The organism is Nonomuraea sp. NPDC050691 (assembly GCF_040654455.1).
GTDB lineage: Bacteria > Actinomycetota > Actinomycetes > Streptosporangiales > Streptosporangiaceae > Nonomuraea.
This window is the reverse complement of the sequence record NZ_JBFAIA010000013.1, coordinates 63,646-80,184: the sequence shown is the minus strand read 5'-3', so window position 1 is coordinate 80,184 and position 16,539 is coordinate 63,646. Positions and strand designations below refer to the sequence as shown.

General features: G+C 73.3%; 17 protein-coding genes. 8 read left to right on the top strand and 9 right to left on the bottom strand.

Translation table 11 applies throughout. The annotated features are described in order from the left end of the window. Positions 1 to 6: 6 nt before the first annotated feature. The 3 genes from AB0H81_RS08465 to AB0H81_RS08455 all read right to left on the bottom strand — a co-directional run bounded on the left by AB0H81_RS08465 (position 7) and on the right by AB0H81_RS08455 (position 1,775). Entirely contained in the window at positions 7 to 924 is a 918-nt protein-coding gene (locus tag AB0H81_RS08465; RefSeq protein WP_358370998.1) for a TIGR03619 family F420-dependent LLM class oxidoreductase, read from the bottom strand. A gap of 40 nt (positions 925 to 964) precedes the next feature. Further along, positions 965 to 1,339 carry an ArsC/Spx/MgsR family protein gene (locus AB0H81_RS08460; protein ID WP_358370995.1) on the bottom strand — a complete coding sequence of 125 codons (375 nt, stop codon included), beginning with the start codon at positions 1,337 to 1,339 and terminating at the stop codon, positions 965 to 967. Between the two features lie 127 nt (positions 1,340 to 1,466). Then, positions 1,467 to 1,775 carry a MiAMP1 family antimicrobial peptide gene (locus AB0H81_RS08455; RefSeq protein WP_358370992.1) on the bottom strand — a complete coding sequence of 103 codons (309 nt, stop codon included), beginning with the start codon at positions 1,773 to 1,775 and terminating at the stop codon, positions 1,467 to 1,469. A gap of 372 nt (positions 1,776 to 2,147) precedes the next feature. On the opposite strand from AB0H81_RS08455, the gene AB0H81_RS08450 reads away from it, so the two are divergent. Beyond that, complete coding sequence (locus tag AB0H81_RS08450) at positions 2,148 to 2,624, top strand: hypothetical protein (protein WP_358370989.1); 477 nt, start codon at positions 2,148 to 2,150, stop codon at positions 2,622 to 2,624. A 13-nt stretch (positions 2,625 to 2,637) separates the two neighbouring features. On the opposite strand, the gene AB0H81_RS08445 is transcribed toward AB0H81_RS08450, so the two are convergent. Beyond that, on the bottom strand, positions 2,638 to 4,374 hold the full coding sequence (locus AB0H81_RS08445) for a glycerol-3-phosphate dehydrogenase/oxidase (RefSeq protein WP_358370986.1): 1,737 nt from the start codon (positions 4,372 to 4,374) through the stop codon (positions 2,638 to 2,640). A 103-nt stretch (positions 4,375 to 4,477) separates the two neighbouring features. Then, positions 4,478 to 5,248: a DeoR/GlpR family DNA-binding transcription regulator gene (locus AB0H81_RS08440; RefSeq protein ID WP_358370983.1), complete on the bottom strand. Its 771-nt coding sequence runs from the start codon at positions 5,246 to 5,248 to the stop codon at positions 4,478 to 4,480. A 133-nt stretch (positions 5,249 to 5,381) separates the two neighbouring features. Between AB0H81_RS08440 and AB0H81_RS08435 the strand changes: the two genes are divergently transcribed. From AB0H81_RS08435 to AB0H81_RS08420, 4 genes are read left to right on the top strand one after another with little or no spacing between them, the layout of a single operon-like run. After that, positions 5,382 to 6,254 carry a sugar isomerase gene (locus AB0H81_RS08435; RefSeq protein ID WP_358370981.1) on the top strand — a complete coding sequence of 291 codons (873 nt, stop codon included), beginning with the start codon at positions 5,382 to 5,384 and terminating at the stop codon, positions 6,252 to 6,254. Next, positions 6,251 to 7,384 (top strand): N-acetylglucosamine-6-phosphate deacetylase, encoded by a 1,134-nt coding sequence (gene nagA, locus AB0H81_RS08430; RefSeq protein WP_358370978.1) that lies wholly within the window; start codon positions 6,251 to 6,253, stop codon positions 7,382 to 7,384. Before AB0H81_RS08435 ends, nagA begins: the two co-directional genes overlap by 4 nt. After that, positions 7,384 to 8,292, top strand: coding sequence for a 1-phosphofructokinase family hexose kinase (locus AB0H81_RS08425; RefSeq protein WP_358370975.1), 909 nt, complete (start codon positions 7,384 to 7,386; stop codon positions 8,290 to 8,292). The genes nagA and AB0H81_RS08425 overlap by 1 nt, the downstream gene beginning before the upstream one ends. A 17-nt stretch (positions 8,293 to 8,309) precedes the next feature. Further along, positions 8,310 to 9,134: a class II fructose-bisphosphate aldolase gene (locus tag AB0H81_RS08420; protein ID WP_358370972.1), complete on the top strand. Its 825-nt coding sequence runs from the start codon at positions 8,310 to 8,312 to the stop codon at positions 9,132 to 9,134. Between the two features lie 14 nt (positions 9,135 to 9,148). On the opposite strand, the gene AB0H81_RS08415 is transcribed toward AB0H81_RS08420, so the two are convergent. Continuing rightward, positions 9,149 to 9,964, bottom strand: coding sequence for an aminoglycoside phosphotransferase family protein (locus AB0H81_RS08415; RefSeq protein ID WP_358370969.1), 816 nt, complete (start codon positions 9,962 to 9,964; stop codon positions 9,149 to 9,151). A 10-nt stretch (positions 9,965 to 9,974) separates the two neighbouring features. After that, positions 9,975 to 10,616 carry a class I SAM-dependent methyltransferase gene (locus AB0H81_RS08410; protein WP_358370966.1) on the bottom strand — a complete coding sequence of 214 codons (642 nt, stop codon included), beginning with the start codon at positions 10,614 to 10,616 and terminating at the stop codon, positions 9,975 to 9,977. A gap of 212 nt (positions 10,617 to 10,828) precedes the next feature. On the opposite strand from AB0H81_RS08410, the gene AB0H81_RS08405 reads away from it, so the two are divergent. From AB0H81_RS08405 to AB0H81_RS08395, 3 genes are all read left to right on the top strand, one after another. Next, positions 10,829 to 11,395 (top strand): hypothetical protein, encoded by a 567-nt coding sequence (locus AB0H81_RS08405; protein WP_358370963.1) that lies wholly within the window; start codon positions 10,829 to 10,831, stop codon positions 11,393 to 11,395. A gap of 141 nt (positions 11,396 to 11,536) precedes the next feature. Next, complete coding sequence (locus tag AB0H81_RS08400; RefSeq protein ID WP_358370960.1) at positions 11,537 to 12,985, top strand: MFS transporter; 1,449 nt, start codon at positions 11,537 to 11,539, stop codon at positions 12,983 to 12,985. 10 nt (positions 12,986 to 12,995) lie between these two features. Continuing rightward, positions 12,996 to 13,481, top strand: a complete 486-nt coding sequence (locus AB0H81_RS08395; RefSeq protein ID WP_358370957.1) for a pyridoxamine 5'-phosphate oxidase family protein — start codon at positions 12,996 to 12,998, stop codon at positions 13,479 to 13,481. Positions 13,482 to 13,588: 107 nt separating this feature from the next. Here the strand turns inward: AB0H81_RS08395 and AB0H81_RS08390 are convergent, their stop codons facing one another. Together AB0H81_RS08390 and guaB are read right to left on the bottom strand one after the other, a co-directional pair. Continuing rightward, positions 13,589 to 14,710, bottom strand: coding sequence for a GuaB3 family IMP dehydrogenase-related protein (locus AB0H81_RS08390; protein ID WP_358370955.1), 1,122 nt, complete (start codon positions 14,708 to 14,710; stop codon positions 13,589 to 13,591). Positions 14,711 to 14,713: 3 nt separating this feature from the next. After that, a complete protein-coding gene (guaB, locus tag AB0H81_RS08385; RefSeq protein ID WP_358370952.1) occupies positions 14,714 to 16,195 on the bottom strand; it encodes an IMP dehydrogenase in 1,482 nt (493 codons plus the stop codon). Positions 16,196 to 16,539: the final 344 nt, after the last annotated feature.

Below are 16,539 nucleotides of genomic sequence, written 5' to 3'. Positions count from 1 at the left end.
CGAACCTCAGCCGGCGCGCAGCAGGCCGATGAGCTCGTGGGCGACCTCCATGAACCGCGCCTGCGAGGACTCCGCGGGCTGCACGTCCACGAACGCCTCGTGGACGCCCAGCTCGGTCAGGCCCAGCAGGTAGCCGGCGAGCTGGCGGACGGTCCCGGCGCGCGGCACCCGGTCGGCGGGCGCCGGCGCGTCGGTGATCACCGGGTTGACGCGCACCACCATGCGCAGGGCCGACGGGTCCCGGCCCGCCCGCTCGGCGGCCCGCAGCGCCACCTCCCACAGTGAGGTCAGGTACGCCGGCGGCATCGCCGCGCCCAGCCAGCCGTCGGCGCGCCGGCCGACCCGCTCCAGCGCCGCCGGGGTGAACCCGGCCAGCAGGATCGGCGGGCGCGGGTGCTGGAAGGGCTTGAGATCGACGTGGGACGGCGGCACCGTCCACAGCGGGCCCTCGTGCTCCACCACCTTGTCGGCCCAGAGGGCCTCCATCAGGTCGAGCGTCTCCTCCAGCCGCCGCCCCCTGCCCCGCCACGGCACTCCGGTCGCGGTGTACTCGTCGCGCAGCCAGCCGAGCCCGATGCCGACGTCCAGCCGACCGTGGCTGAGCAGGTCGAGGGAGGCCAGGGCGCGGGCGAGCACGACCGGCGGCTGCCACAGGGCGTTGAGCGCGCTGGTGCCCAGCCGCACGTCGCGGGTGCTCACCGCCGCCAGGGTCAGCGCCGCGAGCGGGTCGAAGAACCGGGTGAACGCCGGAGGGATCTCGCCGTCCCCGCCCGGGTAGCGGTCGCTGGGCTCCAGCGGCACCAGCACCCGGTCACCGGCCCACAAGCTGTGGTAGCCCATGGCCTCCAGGTCCGCGCTCGCCCGGCGGATGAAGTCCGGATCGGCGAAGACGCCGTACTGGGGGACCGCGAACCCGATCTGCATGAGGAAGATCTTGGTGGTTGGGGTGCCGGAAGGCCAGGCTTCAGGGCCGGGTGTCGGGGGGTCCCAGGGCGGCGCGGACGGCCTCGGGGGTGCGGGCCACGGTGGCCGTGCCGTCGTCGGCGGTGATGATCGGGCGCTGGATCAGCGCGGGATGCGCGGCCAGGGCCTCGATCCAGCGCGGCCGCGACTCCGCGTCGCGGGGCCAGCCGGCCAGACCGAGCTCGTCCGCGACGGGCTCGCCGTGGCGGGTGATGTCCCACGGCTCCAGGCCGAGCCGGGCGAGCACCGCGGTGAGCTCCTCGGCCGTCGGCGGCTCGTCGAGGTAGTGCCGGACGGTGTAGTCGGCGTTCGCGGCGTCCAGCAGGCTCAGCGCGGAGTGGCACTTGGAGCACTGCGGGTTGATCCAGATTTCCATGCGGCTCACTCCGATTCGGTCGCCTGTGGTCGCGGCCGCTCCGAGGATATCCGGCGCGCACCCGCGACACGGGCGGGCGCCCGCCGGGTGGGGTCCGGCGGGCGCCCCGGTCCTCGCGAGAGGAGGGTCAGCACACGATGAAGATGCTCCGCCAGCCCACAGGGGTGCGCTGCTCGGCGTTGCGGTTGGAGGGAAGCTCGAAGTGCATCACGCCCTGCGTGTTGGGCTGGTTGTACATGCGGCCGCTCTGGCCGTCGCCGTACCACTTGTAGGACCCGTGATAGTGGATGTTGGACGGCCCGCAGGCGTCGATGAACTGCTGGCGGCCGGTGAAGCCGGGGCCTTCGTAGGCGATGTACTGCGAGGCGTAGGCGGCGCTGCCCATGACCGCGACCATGGCGGCCGCGAGCACGGGGACGAGGGCGATTCTCTTCACGATGATCCTCCCGATACGTCTCTGCGTTCACTCAGAGTATTCATACGGTAACCGTACGCACAGGAGAGATGCAAGGGACACCACGGCGACGCCAGGAAGGTAATGCCCTGGTCAGAGCGCCACGCCGCCACCCACGACACACCGGGCCCTCTTGACAGGACGGGCGGCGATGTGGCCGGGTGTGTCGGCGTGACCGCCTCCCCCGGACGCTCCTGCGCCACGTCGTCGGCCCGCCGGGCGTGCAGCGCGTCGGTCATCTCGCCTCCCGTCACCCTGAACAGTCGGGCCGGGGGCCGGACGGGTTCACGCCGCCGGAGAAGCTGGGGTATCGCTGACAGTAGTTGTCAGTGTCCCGGCCCTAGTGTCCTCCGCATGGACAACAGCACGGGCTTCGGCTTCCTCACCGGCACCTATGACGTCGTGAACCGCTGGCGGAAGGACTTCCTCGACCCCACCGAGGGCGACGACCGCTGGGAGGAGTTCCCGGGGGTCACCCGCGCCTCCGCGCACTTCGACGGCCGGGCCAGCTTCGACGAGATCGACTTTCCGACCAAGCAGTTCGCCGGACTGACCCTGCGGCTGTACGACCCCGCGACCGACGCGTGGTCGCTGTACTGGGCGAGCAAGCGCACCGGCACCCTCTTCCCGCCCGTGACCGGCCGCTTCAGCGACGACGGCATCGGCGTCTTCCACGGGGACGACGAGCATGACGGCCGGAAGGTGAAGGTCCGCTTCGTCTGGTCGGAGATCACGCCGGACACCGCCCACTGGGAGCAGGCGTTCTCCGTGGACGACGGACGGACGTGGATCACCAACTGGCACATGCACATGACACGTCGGACAGCCTGAGAAGAGAGCAGGATCAGGGGCGTTCCGGGGTCACGACCGGGACGATCTCGGGCGCGCCCAGCCTGATGGCGTCGGCTTCCTGGTCGGTGTCCTGCTCCTGGGAGAGGCGTTCGGCCTCCACCCGCTTGGTGTAGTACTCGACCTCCGCCTTGACCTGCTCCGTGTCCCAGCCGAGCGGCCCGGCCATCAGCTCGGCGGCCTCCTGGGCGACGGCCTGGCCCCGGTGGAACGTCTCGATGGAGATGCGGGTGCGGCGGGTCAGCACGTCGTTCAGGTGCCGGGCGCCCTCATGGGTGGCGGCGTAGACGATCTCGGCGCGCAGGTAGTCGTCGGCGCCGTTGAGCGGCCTGGCCAGCGTCCGGTCGTCCCGGATGAGCTCCAGCACCTCGTCGATCAGCGAGCCGTACCGCTGGAGGAGGTGCTCGATGCGGGCCACGTGCAGGCCGGAGTCGTGGGCGATGCGGTGCCGGGAGTTCCACAGGGCCTGGTAGCCCTCGGCGCCGGCGAGCGGGATCCGGTCGGTGCACGACGCCGGGACGCGCTGGTCGAGCCCGTGCGCCACGGCGTCCACGGCGTCCTTGGCCATGACCCGGTACGTCGTGTACTTCCCCCCGGCGATCATCACGAGCCCCGGCACCGGGTGGGCGACGACGTGCTCGCGCGACAGCTTCGAGGTCTCGTCGGACTCGCCAGACAGCAGGGGGCGCAGCCCCGCGTAGACGCCCTCGACGTCGTCGCGGGTCAGCGGCACCGACAGGACCTCGTTGACGTGGTCGAGCAGGTAGTCGATGTCGGCGCGGGAGGCGGCGGGGTGGCTCTTGTCGAGGGTCCACTCGGTGTCGGTGGTGCCGACGATCCAGTGCCGGCCCCACGGGATGACGAACAGCACCGACTTCTCGGTGCGCAGGATGATTCCGGTGTAGGAGTGGATGCGGTCGCGCGGCACCACCAGGTGGATGCCCTTGGAGGCGCGCACGTGGATCTGTCCCCGCCCGCCGACCAGTTCCTGGATGTCGTCGGTCCACACGCCGGTGGCGTTGACGACCTGCTGGGCGCGGATCTCGAACTCGTCGCCGCTCTCCAGGTCGCACACCCGCACCCCGGTGACCCGCTCGCCCTCGCGCAGGAACCCGACGACCTGGGCGCGCGGCGCGACGTGCGCGCCGTAGGAGGCGGCCGTGCGCAGCAGCGTCATCACGTAGCGGGCGTCGTCGACCTGCGCGTCCCAGTACTGCACGGCCCCGGTGAACGCGGACTTCCGCAGCGCGGGCGCCAGCCGCAGCGCCCTGGAGCGGGACAGGTGCCGGTGTCCCGGAACGCCCCGGGTGTGCCCCGAGGCGAACCCGAGCGTGTCGTAGAGCGCGACCCCGGCCCCCACGTACGGCCGCTCCCACCCGAAGTGCGTCAGCGGGAAGAGGAACGGCACGGGCCGCACCAGGTGCGGCGCGATCCGCTGGAGCAGCAGGGAGCGCTCCTGCAGCGCCTCGCGGACGAGCTCGAAGTTGAGCTGCTCCAGGTAGCGCAGCCCGCCGTGGATCAGCTTGGAGGAGCGGGAGGAGGTGCCGGAGGCGAAGTCGCGCGCCTCCACCACCCCGACGTCGAGGCCCCGGGTGGCGGCGTCGAGGGCGACGCCCGCACCGACCACGCCGCCTCCCACCACGACGACGTCCAGTTCCTCGGCGCTCATCCGGGCGAGCGCCGCCGTCCGCTCGGCGGGCCCGAGCCGGGCCTCGCCCCTTCCCGACGTCATAACACTCCCTGGGTACGGGCTTCGTCCGCTTGCGCTCCCATACCTACCCGCCCGCCGAACGGCATGTAACGCCGGGGGTGTTGCCCTGGCCACACCGGAGCGGTCAGGCGCGGACCACCTTGACGCCCGCCTCGGTGAGCCGGGCGGCCTCGTCGTCGGAGAGCCGGTCGTCGGTGACGAGCGTGTCGATCTCGCCGATGGGGCAGATCCGGGAGAACGCCCGGCCGCCCACCTTGGAGGAGTCGGCCACGGCCACCACGTGCTGGGCGCGGCTGATGAGCAGGTGGTTGACGCTCGCCTCGCCCTCGTGGTGGGCCGAGGCCCCGAGGTCCACGTCGATGGCGTCGACGCCGAGGAAGGCCACGTCGAGCGTCACCTGCTCCAGCACGCCGGAGGCGAGCGGGCCGATCAGCTCGTACGACTGCTGGCGCGCCACGCCGCCGGTGACCACGATCTTGACGTGGCGGCGGACGGTCAGCTCCGAGGCGATGTTGAGGGCGTTGGTGACGACCGTGAACCCCGACTCCAGCGCGGGACTGGTGGCGAGCGCGCGGGCCAGCTCGGAGGTGGTGGTGCCGCCGTTCATGCCGACCACCGCCCCGGGGGAGACCAGCCCGGCGGCGGCCGCGGCGATGCGGTGCTTCTCGTCGGCGTGCCGGGCCGTCTTGTAGCGCAGCGGCAGGTCGTAGCTGACGCTCTGCGCGACGGCGCCGCCGCGCGTGCGCATGAGCATCTGCTGCTGGGCGAGCTGGTCGAAGTCGCGGCGGATGGTCGCCGCGGAGACGTCGAGTGCCTGCGCGGCCTCCTCGACGGACAGGCGGCCCTCCTGAGCGAGCAGCTCAAGAATGGCGTTCCACCGGTCGTATCGGGACACGCTCGCCTCCTCGGGGCTCCGTCAGCTGCCAGCCTCGCACACCGGGGATCGGGCCAGCCACACCTGCACAGTTCTGCTCTGTTCTGCTATAAAAAGGACAGGAACAAGCAAACTCCGTACCGGGAGGTAAGTGGTGACCACCCACACCGAAGCCGAGATCGCCTCCCAGCCGGAGTGCTGGCGCCGCGCCGTCGCCGACGTGCCGGCGGGCGCGCTGCCCGTCCCCGGCGAGCGCGTCGCCGTCGTCGGGTGCGGCACCTCCTGGTTCATCGCCATGGCGTACGCGACCCTGCGCGAGCGAGCCGGACAGGGCGAGACCGACGCGTTCGCCGCCTCCGAGGCGCCCGCCGGCCGGCGCTACGACCGGATCCTCGCGCTGAGCCGTTCCGGCACCACGACCGAGGTGCTGGAGTTCCTGTCCCGGACCGGCTCGCCCACCACGGCCATCACCGCCGACCCCGACACTCCGATCATGACCGCGGCCGGCCAGGTGATCGTGCTCGACTACGCCGACGAGCGCTCCGTCGTGCAGACCCGCTTCGCCACCACCCAGCTCGCGATGCTGCGCGCCAGCCTCGGCGAGGACCTCGGCCCGGCCATCGCCGACGCCGAGCACGTGCTGGCCGCGCCGCTCGACCCGGCCCTGGTGGAGGCCGAGCAGTTCAGCTTCCTCGGCGCCGGCTGGTCGGTGGGCCTCGCGCAGGAGGCCGCGCTGAAGATGCGCGAGGCGTCGCGCTCCTGGACCGAGGCGTACCCGGCGATGGAGTACCGGCACGGCCCGATTAGCATCGCCGGGCCCGGCCGCGTCACCTGGATGCTCGGCAAGGCCCCCGAGGGCCTGCGCGAGCAGGTGGAGGCCACCGGCGGAACCTTCTACGAGAGCGGGCTCGACCCGATGGCCGAGCTGGTCCGCGCCCAGCGCGTCGCGGTCGCCCGCGCCGCCGCCCGCGGTCTCGACCCCGACGAGCCGTTGCACCTCACGCGATCTGTGATTCTTTCCTCATGAGCCTCACTCTCGCCGACGCCCGCGTCGTCACCCCCGAAGGCGTCCACGACGGCTGGCTGACCGTCGAGGACGGCCGCATCACGCACGTCGGCCGCGGCCGCGCGCCACGTGCCGGCCACAGCCTGGGCGGCCGGTACGTCGTGCCCGGCTTCGTCGACATCCACAACCACGGCGGCGCGGGCGGCTCCTTCCCCACCGGCGACCAGGACGGCGCGCGGGCCGCCGTGGAGCTGCACCGGCGTCACGGCACCACCACCATGGTCGCCAGCCTGGTCACGGCCACCGTGCCCGACCTGGAGGCCGCCGCGTCGTCGCTGGCCGACCTGTGCGACGACGGCCTGCTCGCCGGCCTGCACTTCGAGGGCCCGTACATCTCCGCGGCCCGCTGCGGCGCGCACGACCCCGCGCTGCTGCGCGAGCCGTCGCCGCGCGAGTTCGAGCGGCTGGTGAAGGCCGGCCGCGGCCACGTCCGCATGCTGACGATCGCCGCCGAGCTGCCGGGCGCCCTCGACACCATCCGCGCGGCCCGCGAGCACGGCGTGCTCGCGGCGCTCGGCCACAGCGACGCCACCTACGAGCAGACCCTCGACGGCATCGAGGCGGGGGCGAGCGTGGCCACCCACCTCTACAACGCGATGCCGCCGCTCGGCCACCGCTCCCCCGGCCCGGTCGCCGCGCTCCTGCAGGACGAGCGGGTCACGGTCGAGCTGGTCAACGACGGCGTCCACGTGCACCCGGCGATGGTCCGGCTGGCCTGCTCGGCGGCGGGCCCGGACCGCACGGTGCTGATCACCGACGCGATGGCGGCGGCCGGACACGGTGACGGCGACTACGTGCTCGGCGCGCTGCGGGTCACCGTGTCCGGCGGCGTCGCCCGGCTGGCCGAGGGCGGCTCGATCGCGGGCAGCACGCTCACCATGGACGTCGCCTTCCGGCGGGCCGTCCAGGAGGTGGGCCTGACGCTGCCCGAGGCGGCCGTGACGGCCTCGCTCACCCCGGCCCGCGTGCTCGGGCTGGACGACACGATCGGCTCGATCGCCGCCGGCAAGGCCGCCGACCTGGTCGTGCTCACCGACGAGCTGGAGGTGGCCGGCGTGATGCGGCGCGGCGCCTGGCACACGGAGCCCTGATGATCCTCACCGTGACGCTCAACGCCGCCCTCGACGTCACCTACCAGGTGCCCGAGATCGACTGGACCGGGGTCAACCGGGTCCGGTCCGTGCACCGCCGGGCCGGCGGCAAGGGCGTCAACGTGGCCCGCGTGCTGCGCGGGCTCGGCCGGGAGGTGCTGGTCACCGGCCTGGCGGGCGGCCCCGTCGGACGCGCCATCGAGGCCGACCTGGAGGCCGCCGGGCTGCCCCGGGCGCTGGTCCCGATCGCCGCCGAGTCCCGTACGACGCTGGCCGTCGCGGGCGGGGGCGGCGGGGCGGCGCTGTTCAACGAGCCCGGCCCGGAGGTGTCGGAGGCGGAGCTGCGGGAGTTCGGCCGCGTGTACGCGTCGCTGCTGGAGCGGGCGGACGCCGTGGTCATCTCGGGCAGCCTGCCCCGGGGCGTCCCGGCCGGCACGTACGCGGAGCTCGCCGCCCTGGCCGCCGAGCACAAGGTGCCGGCGATCGTCGACGCCGACGGCGCGGCGCTCCGGCACGCGCCCGGCGGCCGTCCCGCCATCGTCAAGCCCAACGCCGAGGAGCTGGCCCGCGCCGTGCCGCCGCACGGCCACCCGGTCGAGGGGGCCGCGCACCTGCGGGCCCTCGGGGCCGAGTCCGTGGTCGTCTCGCTCGGCGAGGAGGGCCTGTACGCGGTCACGCCCGACGGGACGTTCCGGGCCCGCATGCCGTACCGGGTGGAGGGCAATCCGACGGGCGCCGGGGACTCGCTGGTGGCCGGGCTCGCGCTCGGCCTGGTCGAGGGCACCGCGTGGCCCGAGCGGCTGCGCACGGCCGCGGCGCTCGGCGCGGCGGCCGTGGCCGCCCCGGTGGCCGGCGACTTCGACCCCGACGTCTACGCCCGGACGCACCCGCTCATCGAGATCACCTGAGCCAGGAGGAGCCCGCCATGCCTCTCGCCGCGACCGGCGACATCGTCCGCACGTCCCCCGCCGGGGTGGGCGCCTTCAACGTCATCCAGCTCGAACACGCCACGGCGATCGTCGCGGGCGCCGAGGCCCTCGGCGTGCCCGTGGTGCTCCAGATCAGCGAGAACTGCGTCCGCTACCACGGCGCGCTGGAGCCCGTCGCGCTCGCCTCGCTCGCGATCGCGCGCCGCGCCTCCGTGCCGGTGGCCGTCCACCTCGACCACGCCACCGACCGGGCGCTGGTCGAGGAGGCGGTGCAGCTGGGCATCGGGTCGGTGATGTTCGACGCCTCGGCGCTGCCCGACGAGGAGAACGTGGCCGTCACCGCGTCCGTCGCCTCCTGGTGCCACGAGCGCGGCGCGTGGGTGGAGGCCGAGCTGGGCGAGGTCGGCGGCAAGGACGGCGTCCACGCGCCGGGCGCCCGGACCAAGCCGCACGAGGCCGTGGACTACGTGGCCCGCACCGGCGTGGACGCGCTGGCCGTGGCCGTGGGCAGCTCCCACGCCATGACCACCAAGGAGGCCGTGCTCGACCTGGACCTCATCGCCGAGCTGCGCGCCGCCGTGCCGGTGCCGCTGGTGCTGCACGGCTCCTCGGGCGTGCCCGACGACACGCTGCGCGCCGCCGTACGGCAGGGCATGAAGAAGATCAACATCTCGACGCACCTGAACAAGGCGTTCACCGGCGCCATCCGCGACCACCTGGCGCACGACGCGAAGGTCGTGGACCCCCGCAAGTACGTGCGGGCCGGCCGCGACGCGGTCACCCGCGAGGTCATCCACCTGCTCGGCGTGCTGGGAGGCTGAGCGACCCGCGACTCTCACGCGTTCAGCGTGCGCAGCACGCGCTCGGCCTGCCGCCGGAACGTCCCCGGCGGATTGCGCGGCCCCTCGGGGGACAGCAGGAACAGCCACATCAGCGCGTGCAGCCGCCGGCACCCGGCCAGGCGCCGCCCCTCGGCCGGGGACAGCTCGACGTGGGCCAGGACGTCCACCTCGCCGTCCACCCACATCGCCACGTGCTGCGAGATCTCCGACAGCTCGAACGCCCGGTCGCTGCGTCCGGACTCCTCGAAGTCGACGATCCGTACCCGGACGCCGTCCCACAGGAAGTTCGCCAGGTTGCCGTCACCCGCCCCGAACACCGGCGTCACGCCCTCGTCGCCGGGACGCCATCCCTCCAGCCACCGCGCCCCCTCCCGTACCGCCCGGTCGGCGACGGGGTCGCGGAGTCGCCGGCGGGCGCACCACTCCTTCACCTGCGCGGCCAGCGGGGCGAGGTGCCAGGGACGCTCGGGCAGGCTCCGGAGCACGCCGGGCGGCACCGCGGAGTGCAGCTCGCCGACGGCGCGCGCCAGGTGCCCGGCGTACGCCCCGGCGTCCGGCAGCGAGCGCAGCGGCACCCCGGGGAGCCGGGACATCGTCACGGCCCCGCGGGACGCGGCCGGCTCGGGTGACCACGGCGAGTCCGGCGCGTCGAAGGCGATCGGCACGGGAGCCAGCCCCGGGGCGTGCTCGGCCAGCAGCGTCAGCGCCCGCCACTCCCTCCCGGCCGGCTCCGGGTCCTCGCCGGTGTACCGCTTGACGACCCGGTCGCCCCGCACCTCCACCTGGTGCGTCCACTGCAGATCGGCCACACCCGGATCCTCAGACACGACGGGCCAGGAGGTAGGCGCGCCGCGTCTCGGCCTCCGCCGGGTAGTGCGCGCGTTCCATCCGCATCTCCACCACGAACCCCGCCTCCTCCAGCACCTCCGCGACGTGCCCCGGATCGAGGAAGCGGAAGTCGATGTCCACCGCGTGGCCCCACCACTCGTCCAGGTGCCGCACCTCCGAGCCCGCGTGGAAGGAGACGAGGAGCAGACCCGACGGGCGCAGCGTGCGGCGGATCTCGGCGAAGGCGCGGCCCAGCTCCGCCGGGCCGAGGTGGATGACCGAGTAGAGCGCGACCGCCGCCCCGAACTCGCCGTCGGCGGCCGGCAGCGCCAGCAGGTCGCCCTCCCGGAAGTCCACGCCCGGGAACTCCCGCGTCCCCACGGCCACCATGGCCGGCGACAGGTCCACGCCCACCGCCTTGACCCCGCGCGCGGCGAGCCAGCCCGCGACGTGCCCCGGACCGCAGCCCAGGTCGGCGACCGGCGTGCCCGGCTCGGCCTGCTCGGTCAAGGCCGTGAGCAGCGCCCGGTCCAGCGGTTTGCCGTCGAGCTCGTCGCGCAGCCTCGCCGTGTACTCCTCGGCGACCGTGTCGTAGCTCCGGCGGACCGAGTCGCGCACCAGACGATCATCCATGGCACCCAGCATGCCATTCTCGCCCGGCCTGTACAGAACTCGCCGGCGTCGTCGCCATGGCAGGACCTCGGGGGTTCGCAGGTGTTCCGGCAGAAGGGGTACGACGGGCCGAGGGGGTGCTCGGAGGTGTCACCGAGCTCGGAGAGACCGGACGAGGGACACTGGGGTGACGGGGGTCCGGCGCCCGGTGACCGCCCGTCGAGGAGGGCGCGATGACCACGCAGGATCGGCTCGCCGGTGACGCCGCGCGGGCCATGGACGAGATCGCCGCCGCGCTCGCCGGCGTGCCCGAGGACGAGCTCGACGCGATCGCCGGCGAGCTGCTCGCGGCCCGCCGGATCGCCTGCTACGCGCCGGGCCGCGAGGGTCTGGCGCTGCGCGGCCTCGTGATGCGGCTGTTCCACGCGGGCCTCGACGCGCACTACGTCGGCGAGATGAGCTGCCCGGCCGTGGGAGAGGGCGATCTCGTCGTCCTGTCCTGCGGCCCGGGCCGGCTGTCCACGGTCGAGGCGCTGGCCGGGGTGGCCGTCCGGGCGGGCGCCCGCCTGCTGTACCTGACGGCCCAGCCGGGGAACCCGCCCGCGAGCCAGGCGGATCGCGTCGTCCACGTCCGGGCGCGGACCATGGCCGACGACCACGCCCCGGCGGCCGTGCTGCCCATGGGGAGCGCGTACGAGATCGCCCTGTTCGTCCTGGCCGACCTGGTCACGAACCGGGTCCGGGCGCACCGGGCGGAACCCGTGGAGGTGTCGCGGTCACGGCACACGAACCTCGAGTGACCTCTCACGCGGAGAACGAGGAGGTCGAGAGCGGTGACCCGGCGATAACCGAGTCACCCTTAAGTGCCGTCTTCCCAGCATGGGGCCGGTGACGAATGATGGGTTCAGTTACCTAAAGGAACCAAGTCACGGAAGGCCCTCATGTCCTCCTCCACCGAACGCATGGACGCCCGCTCCTGGGGCGTCCTGTTCGTCCTCGCCGGCGCCGTCTTCCTCGAAGGCATCGACGTGGCCATGCTCAACGTGGCGCTGCCCGCCATCCGGGCCGACCTCGGGCTGTCCACGGACGTGCTCAGCGGCGTGGTCACCGCGTACGTGCTGGGCTACGGCGGCTTCATGCTCCTGGGCGGGCGGGCCGCGGACCTGCTGGGCCGCCGCCGGATGTTCCTGACCTGGCTGGCGGTCTTCCTCGTGTTCTCGGGGCTGGGCGGCCTGGCCACCGAGGGATGGACGCTGCTGCTGGCCCGGTTCGCCACGGGCGTGGCCGCGGCGTTCATGACGCCCGCCGGGCTGGCCCTGGTCACCGGCAACTTCCCCGAGGGTCGGCCGCGCACCAAGGCCCTCGGCGTGTACGCGGGCATCGCCGCCGGAGGCTTCTCGCTCGGCCTCGTCGCGGGCGGGCTGCTGACCGCGCTCGGCTGGCGGTGGGTGTTCTTCGCCCCGGTGCTGCTGTCCGCGTTGATCCTGGCGGCGGCGATCCCCCTGGTCAAGGAGCCGGCCCCGGACGCCGAGCCCGCGCCGCGGGGCGGGTGCGACGTGGCCGGCTCGCTCGCCGTCACCGGCTCGATGCTGCTGCTCGTGTACGGGATCATCCGGCTGGAGCACCTGGACCAGGACGCCTGGGCCACCGTCGCCGTGTTCGCGGCCGGGCTGGCGCTGCTGGGCGCGTTCGTGGTGATCGAGCGGCGCTCGGCGCACCCCCTCGTCCGGCTCGGCGTCCTGCGGTCGGGGCCGCTCGTCCGCGCCAACCTCGGCGCGCTGCTGTTCCTCGCCTCGTTCGCCGGGTTCCAGTTCCTGGTCACCCTCTACCTCCAGGAGCTGCGCGGCTGGAGCACCATCCAGACCGGCCTGGCCATGCTGGTGGTCGGCATCGACACCGTCCTGGCCCCGACCCTGACGCCGCGCCTGGTGAACAGGTTCGGCCACGCGCGGGTGCTGTTCGGCGGGCTGGTGCTGGCGGCCGTCGCGTACGCGCTGTTCCTGCCGGTCGGCCCCGACTGGACCTACGCCGCCATGTTCCCGACCATGCTGCTGCTCGGGCTGGCGTTCGCCCTGGCGTACGGGCCGTTCACCATGGCCGCCACGGAAGGCGTGGCCGAGCACGAGCACGGCCTGGCCGGCGGGCTGCTCTACACCGCCATCCAGTTCGGCGCCGCGCTGGGGCTGGCGGCCGTCACCGCCGTGAACGTCGCCGCGCTGGGTGACGCGAGCGGCCCCGGGGCGCGGCTCGACGCGATCCGGGCAGCCCTCGCCGTGCCGGTGGCCGCCGCGCTCCTCGCCCTCGTCGTCACCGCGTTCGGCCTGCGCGCCGCCCGCCGGCCGCGCCCGTCCGAGACCGCCGAGCCCGCGCCCGCGCGGGTCTCGGCCTGAGGAGGCCGCGATGGCCCGCCGGGTGCCCACGTTCGCGGCGATCGAGCCGCAGTTCAGCGCCTACGTCGGCGACATCGTCTACGCCACGATGACCACGGTCGACGCCAAGGGGCGGCCCCGCGCCCGGGTGCTCATCCCCGTCTGGGAGGTGGTGGACGGCCGCCCGCTCGGCTGGCTCGCCACGTACCGCACGCCTGTCAAGGCAGCGCACCTGGCGGGCAACCCGCACACCACGTTCTCGTACTGGACTCCCCGCCAGAACGCGGTGAGCGTCGACGCCGTCGCCGAGTGGGTCGCCGCCCCCGGGACCCGCCGCCACGTCTGGGACCTGTACGCCAAGGGCAGCCCGCCGGGTGCCGGGTACGATCTGGGCGGCTTCTGGAAGGGGCCCGACGACCCGGAGTTCCACGTGCTGCGGCTGGTGCCGTGGCGGGTCCAGGTGATCCGGGGCGCCGACCTGCACAGCCTGATCTGGCGGGACGAGTCCGCCCCCTGACCGGCCCTCCCGGAAACGCCATCAGCCCTCTGACCGGCCCTCCCGGATACGCCATCAGCCCCCGGGCCCGGCGCGCGGCCGGGAACCGGGGGCTGACAGCAGGCGGGTCAGCGCTGGATCGGGGCGACGACCACCTCGACGCGCTGGAACTCCTTGATGTCGGAGTAGCCCGTCGAGGCCATCGTGCGCTTGAGCGCGCCCATGAGGTTCATCGACCCGTCGGCCACGCTCGACGGCCCGTGCAGGATCTGCTCCAGCGTGCCGACCGTGTCGAAACGCACGCGGCGACCGCGCGGCAGGTCGGGGTGGTGCGCCTCGGAGCCCCAGTGGTAGCCGTGGCCCGGCGCCTCGGCGGCGCGGGCCAGCGGCGAGCCCACCATGACGGCGTCGGCGCCGCAGGCGATGGCCTTGGCGATGTCGCCGGAGGTGCCCATGCCGCCGTCGGCGATCACGTGGACGTAGCGGCCGCCCGACTCGTCGAGGTAGTCGCGGCGGGCCGCGGCCACGTCGGAGATGGCGGTGGCCATCGGCACGGCCACGCCCAGCACGTTGCGCGTGGTGTGGGAGGCGCCGCCGCCGAAGCCGACGAGCACGCCCGCCGCACCCGTGCGCATGAGGTGCAGGGCGGCCGTGTAGGTGGCGCAGCCGCCCACGATGACCGGCACGTCCAGCTCGTAGATGAACTGCTTGAGGTTGAGCGGCTCGGCCCGGCCCGACACGTGCTCGGCGGAGACCGTGGTGCCGCGGATGACGAAGATGTCGACGCCCGCGTCGATCACGGCCTTGTGGTACTGGACGGTGCGCTGCGGCGACAGCCGCACGGCCGTCGTCACGCCGGAGGCGCGGATCTCCTCGATGCGCCGGCCGATCAGCTCTTCCTTGATCGGCGCCGCGTAGATCTCCTGCAGCCGCCTCGTCGCGGCCTCCGCGTCGAGCCGGGAGCACTCCTCCAGCAGCGGCAGCGGGTCCTCGTAGCGCGTCCAGAGCCCTTCGAGGTCGAGCGGGGCCAGGCCGCCGAGCCGGCCGATCTCGATCGCCGTGGCGGGCGAGACCACGCTGTCCATGGGGGCGACGACGACCGGCAGCTCGAACCGGTAGGCGTCGATCTGCCAGGCGATCGAGACCTCCTCCGGGTCACGCGTACGCCGCGAGGGGACGAGGCCGATCTCGTCGAGCGCGTAGGCTCGGCGCCCCGTCTTGCCCCGGCCGATCTCCACCTGCTGAGTCATGGATTACCTTCTGTGATAGTTCGGAGCTTCGACGGTCATCTGGATGTCGTGCGGGTGGCTCTCCTTGAGACCCGCCGAGGTGATCGGCATCAGCTGGCAGTCGGTGTGCATCTGCGGGATCGTGCGGCACCCGGCGTACCACATGCCCTGGCGCAGGCCGCCGACGAGCTGGTGGGCGACCGCGGCGACCGGGCCACGGTAGGGGACCTGCCCCTCGATGCCCTCGGGGATGTACTTGTCCTCGCCGCCGACGTCGGCCTGGGCGTAGCGGTCCTTGCTGAAGGAGGTGCCGCCGCGCTCGCGGTTGCGGACCGCGCCCAGCGAGCCCATGCCCCGGTACGACTTGAACTGCTTGCCGTTGATGAAGATCAGCTCGCCCGGCGACTCCTCGCAGCCGGCGAGCAGGGATCCGAGCATGACCGTGTCGGCGCCCGCGGCGATCGCCTTGACGATGTCGCCGGAGTACTGCAGGCCGCCGTCGCCGATGACCGGCACCCCTGCGGGCTGGCAGGCCAGCGACGCCTCGTGGATCGCGGTCACCTGCGGCGCGCCGACCCCGGCGACGACCCGCGTGGTGCAGATGGAGCCCGGCCCGACGCCCACCTTGACGGCGTCGGCGCCCGCGTCGACGAGCATCTGCGCGCCGGCCCGTGTGGCGACGTTGCCGGCGATGACGTCGACCCGGCTGTTGGCCTTGATCTTGGCGACCATGTCGGCCAGGCCCTTGGAGTGGCCGTGGGCCACGTCCACGACGACGACGTCGACGCCCGCCTCGATGAGGGCCTTGGCGCGCACATCGGCGTCGCCCCCGACGCCCACGGCCGCGCCGACCACGAGCCGGCCGTCGGCGTCCTTGGTGGCGAGGGGGTACTGCTCGCTCTTGGTGAAGTCCTTGACCGTGATGAGACCGCGCAGCCGGCCGTCGGGGTCGACGAGGGGCAGCTTCTCGATCTTGTTCTGCCGGAGGAGGGCGAACGCCTCGTCGCGTGAGACGCCGACCGGGGCGGTGACCAGCGGCATCGCGGTCATCACCTCGCGCACCCGGCGCGAGTGGTCGGTCTCGAAGCGCATGTCGCGGTTGGTCACGATGCCGACGAGGATGCCGTCGTGGTCGGTGACGGGCACGCCGGAGATCCGGTAGGTGGCGCACAGCCGCTCGACGTCGGCCAGCGTGTCGTCGGGCGTGCAGGTGACCGGGTTGGTGACCATGCCGGCCTCGGAGCGTTTGACCAGGTCGACCTGCTGGGCCTGCTCCTCGGCCGACAGGTTGCGGTGCAGGACGCCGATGCCGCCCTGCCGGGCCATGGCGACCGCCATGCGGGCCTCGGTGACCGTGTCCATGGCCGCGGAGATCAGCGGGATGGACAGCGTGATGTTGCGTGACAGTCGTGAGCCGGTGTCGGCCTCACCCGGCTGGAGGTCCGAATAGCCCGGCACGAGCAGCACGTCGTCGAAGGTCAGACCCATCTCGGTGAACTTGGACATGCTGCGGCCCCCTCCTGCCGTTGCGCGTGATGGGGACAAGTCTAGGGCCTGCGTCCAAACAGCAGAGATGCCGGGAGGACGATGACCCCCACGGTCCGTCGTACTCCCGGCATCGAAAAGGCCGGGGGACGGAACGGTCGGTGATTCCGTTCCATCCCCCGGCGACCGGCGGCCGGGCCGGCGCGCGTCGCGCCACCGAACCCCCCTCCGCGTCCTGATGGCCGGCAATGCCTGGCCCGGTGGTCCGCCGACTCTCGGTCAAGCGTGCGTTACGCAGCGGCACGCCGCAATGTGCAAACGTGCAATTGCACGAAGTTGCACCGATGCCGCGTCATCCCGCGCAA

Coding starts and splice junctions, on each gene's coding strand:
- AB0H81_RS08465 (WP_358370998.1), bottom strand. CDS start 924: ATGCAGATCGGGTTCGCGGTCCCCCAGTACGGCGTCTTCGCCGATCCG.
- AB0H81_RS08460 (WP_358370995.1), bottom strand. CDS start 1,339: ATGGAAATCTGGATCAACCCGCAGTGCTCCAAGTGCCACTCCGCGCTG.
- AB0H81_RS08450 (WP_358370989.1), top strand. CDS start 2,148: ATGGACAACAGCACGGGCTTCGGCTTCCTCACCGGCACCTATGACGTC.
- AB0H81_RS08445 (WP_358370986.1), bottom strand. CDS start 4,374: ATGACGTCGGGAAGGGGCGAGGCCCGGCTCGGGCCCGCCGAGCGGACG.
- nagA (WP_358370978.1), top strand. CDS start 6,251: ATGAGCCTCACTCTCGCCGACGCCCGCGTCGTCACCCCCGAAGGCGTC.
- AB0H81_RS08425 (WP_358370975.1), top strand. CDS start 7,384: ATGATCCTCACCGTGACGCTCAACGCCGCCCTCGACGTCACCTACCAG.
- AB0H81_RS08420 (WP_358370972.1), top strand. CDS start 8,310: ATGCCTCTCGCCGCGACCGGCGACATCGTCCGCACGTCCCCCGCCGGG.
- AB0H81_RS08410 (WP_358370966.1), bottom strand. CDS start 10,616: ATGGATGATCGTCTGGTGCGCGACTCGGTCCGCCGGAGCTACGACACG.
- AB0H81_RS08405 (WP_358370963.1), top strand. CDS start 10,829: ATGACCACGCAGGATCGGCTCGCCGGTGACGCCGCGCGGGCCATGGAC.
- AB0H81_RS08400 (WP_358370960.1), top strand. CDS start 11,537: ATGTCCTCCTCCACCGAACGCATGGACGCCCGCTCCTGGGGCGTCCTG.
- AB0H81_RS08395 (WP_358370957.1), top strand. CDS start 12,996: ATGGCCCGCCGGGTGCCCACGTTCGCGGCGATCGAGCCGCAGTTCAGC.
- AB0H81_RS08390 (WP_358370955.1), bottom strand. CDS start 14,710: ATGACTCAGCAGGTGGAGATCGGCCGGGGCAAGACGGGGCGCCGAGCC.
- guaB (WP_358370952.1), bottom strand. CDS start 16,195: ATGTCCAAGTTCACCGAGATGGGTCTGACCTTCGACGACGTGCTGCTC.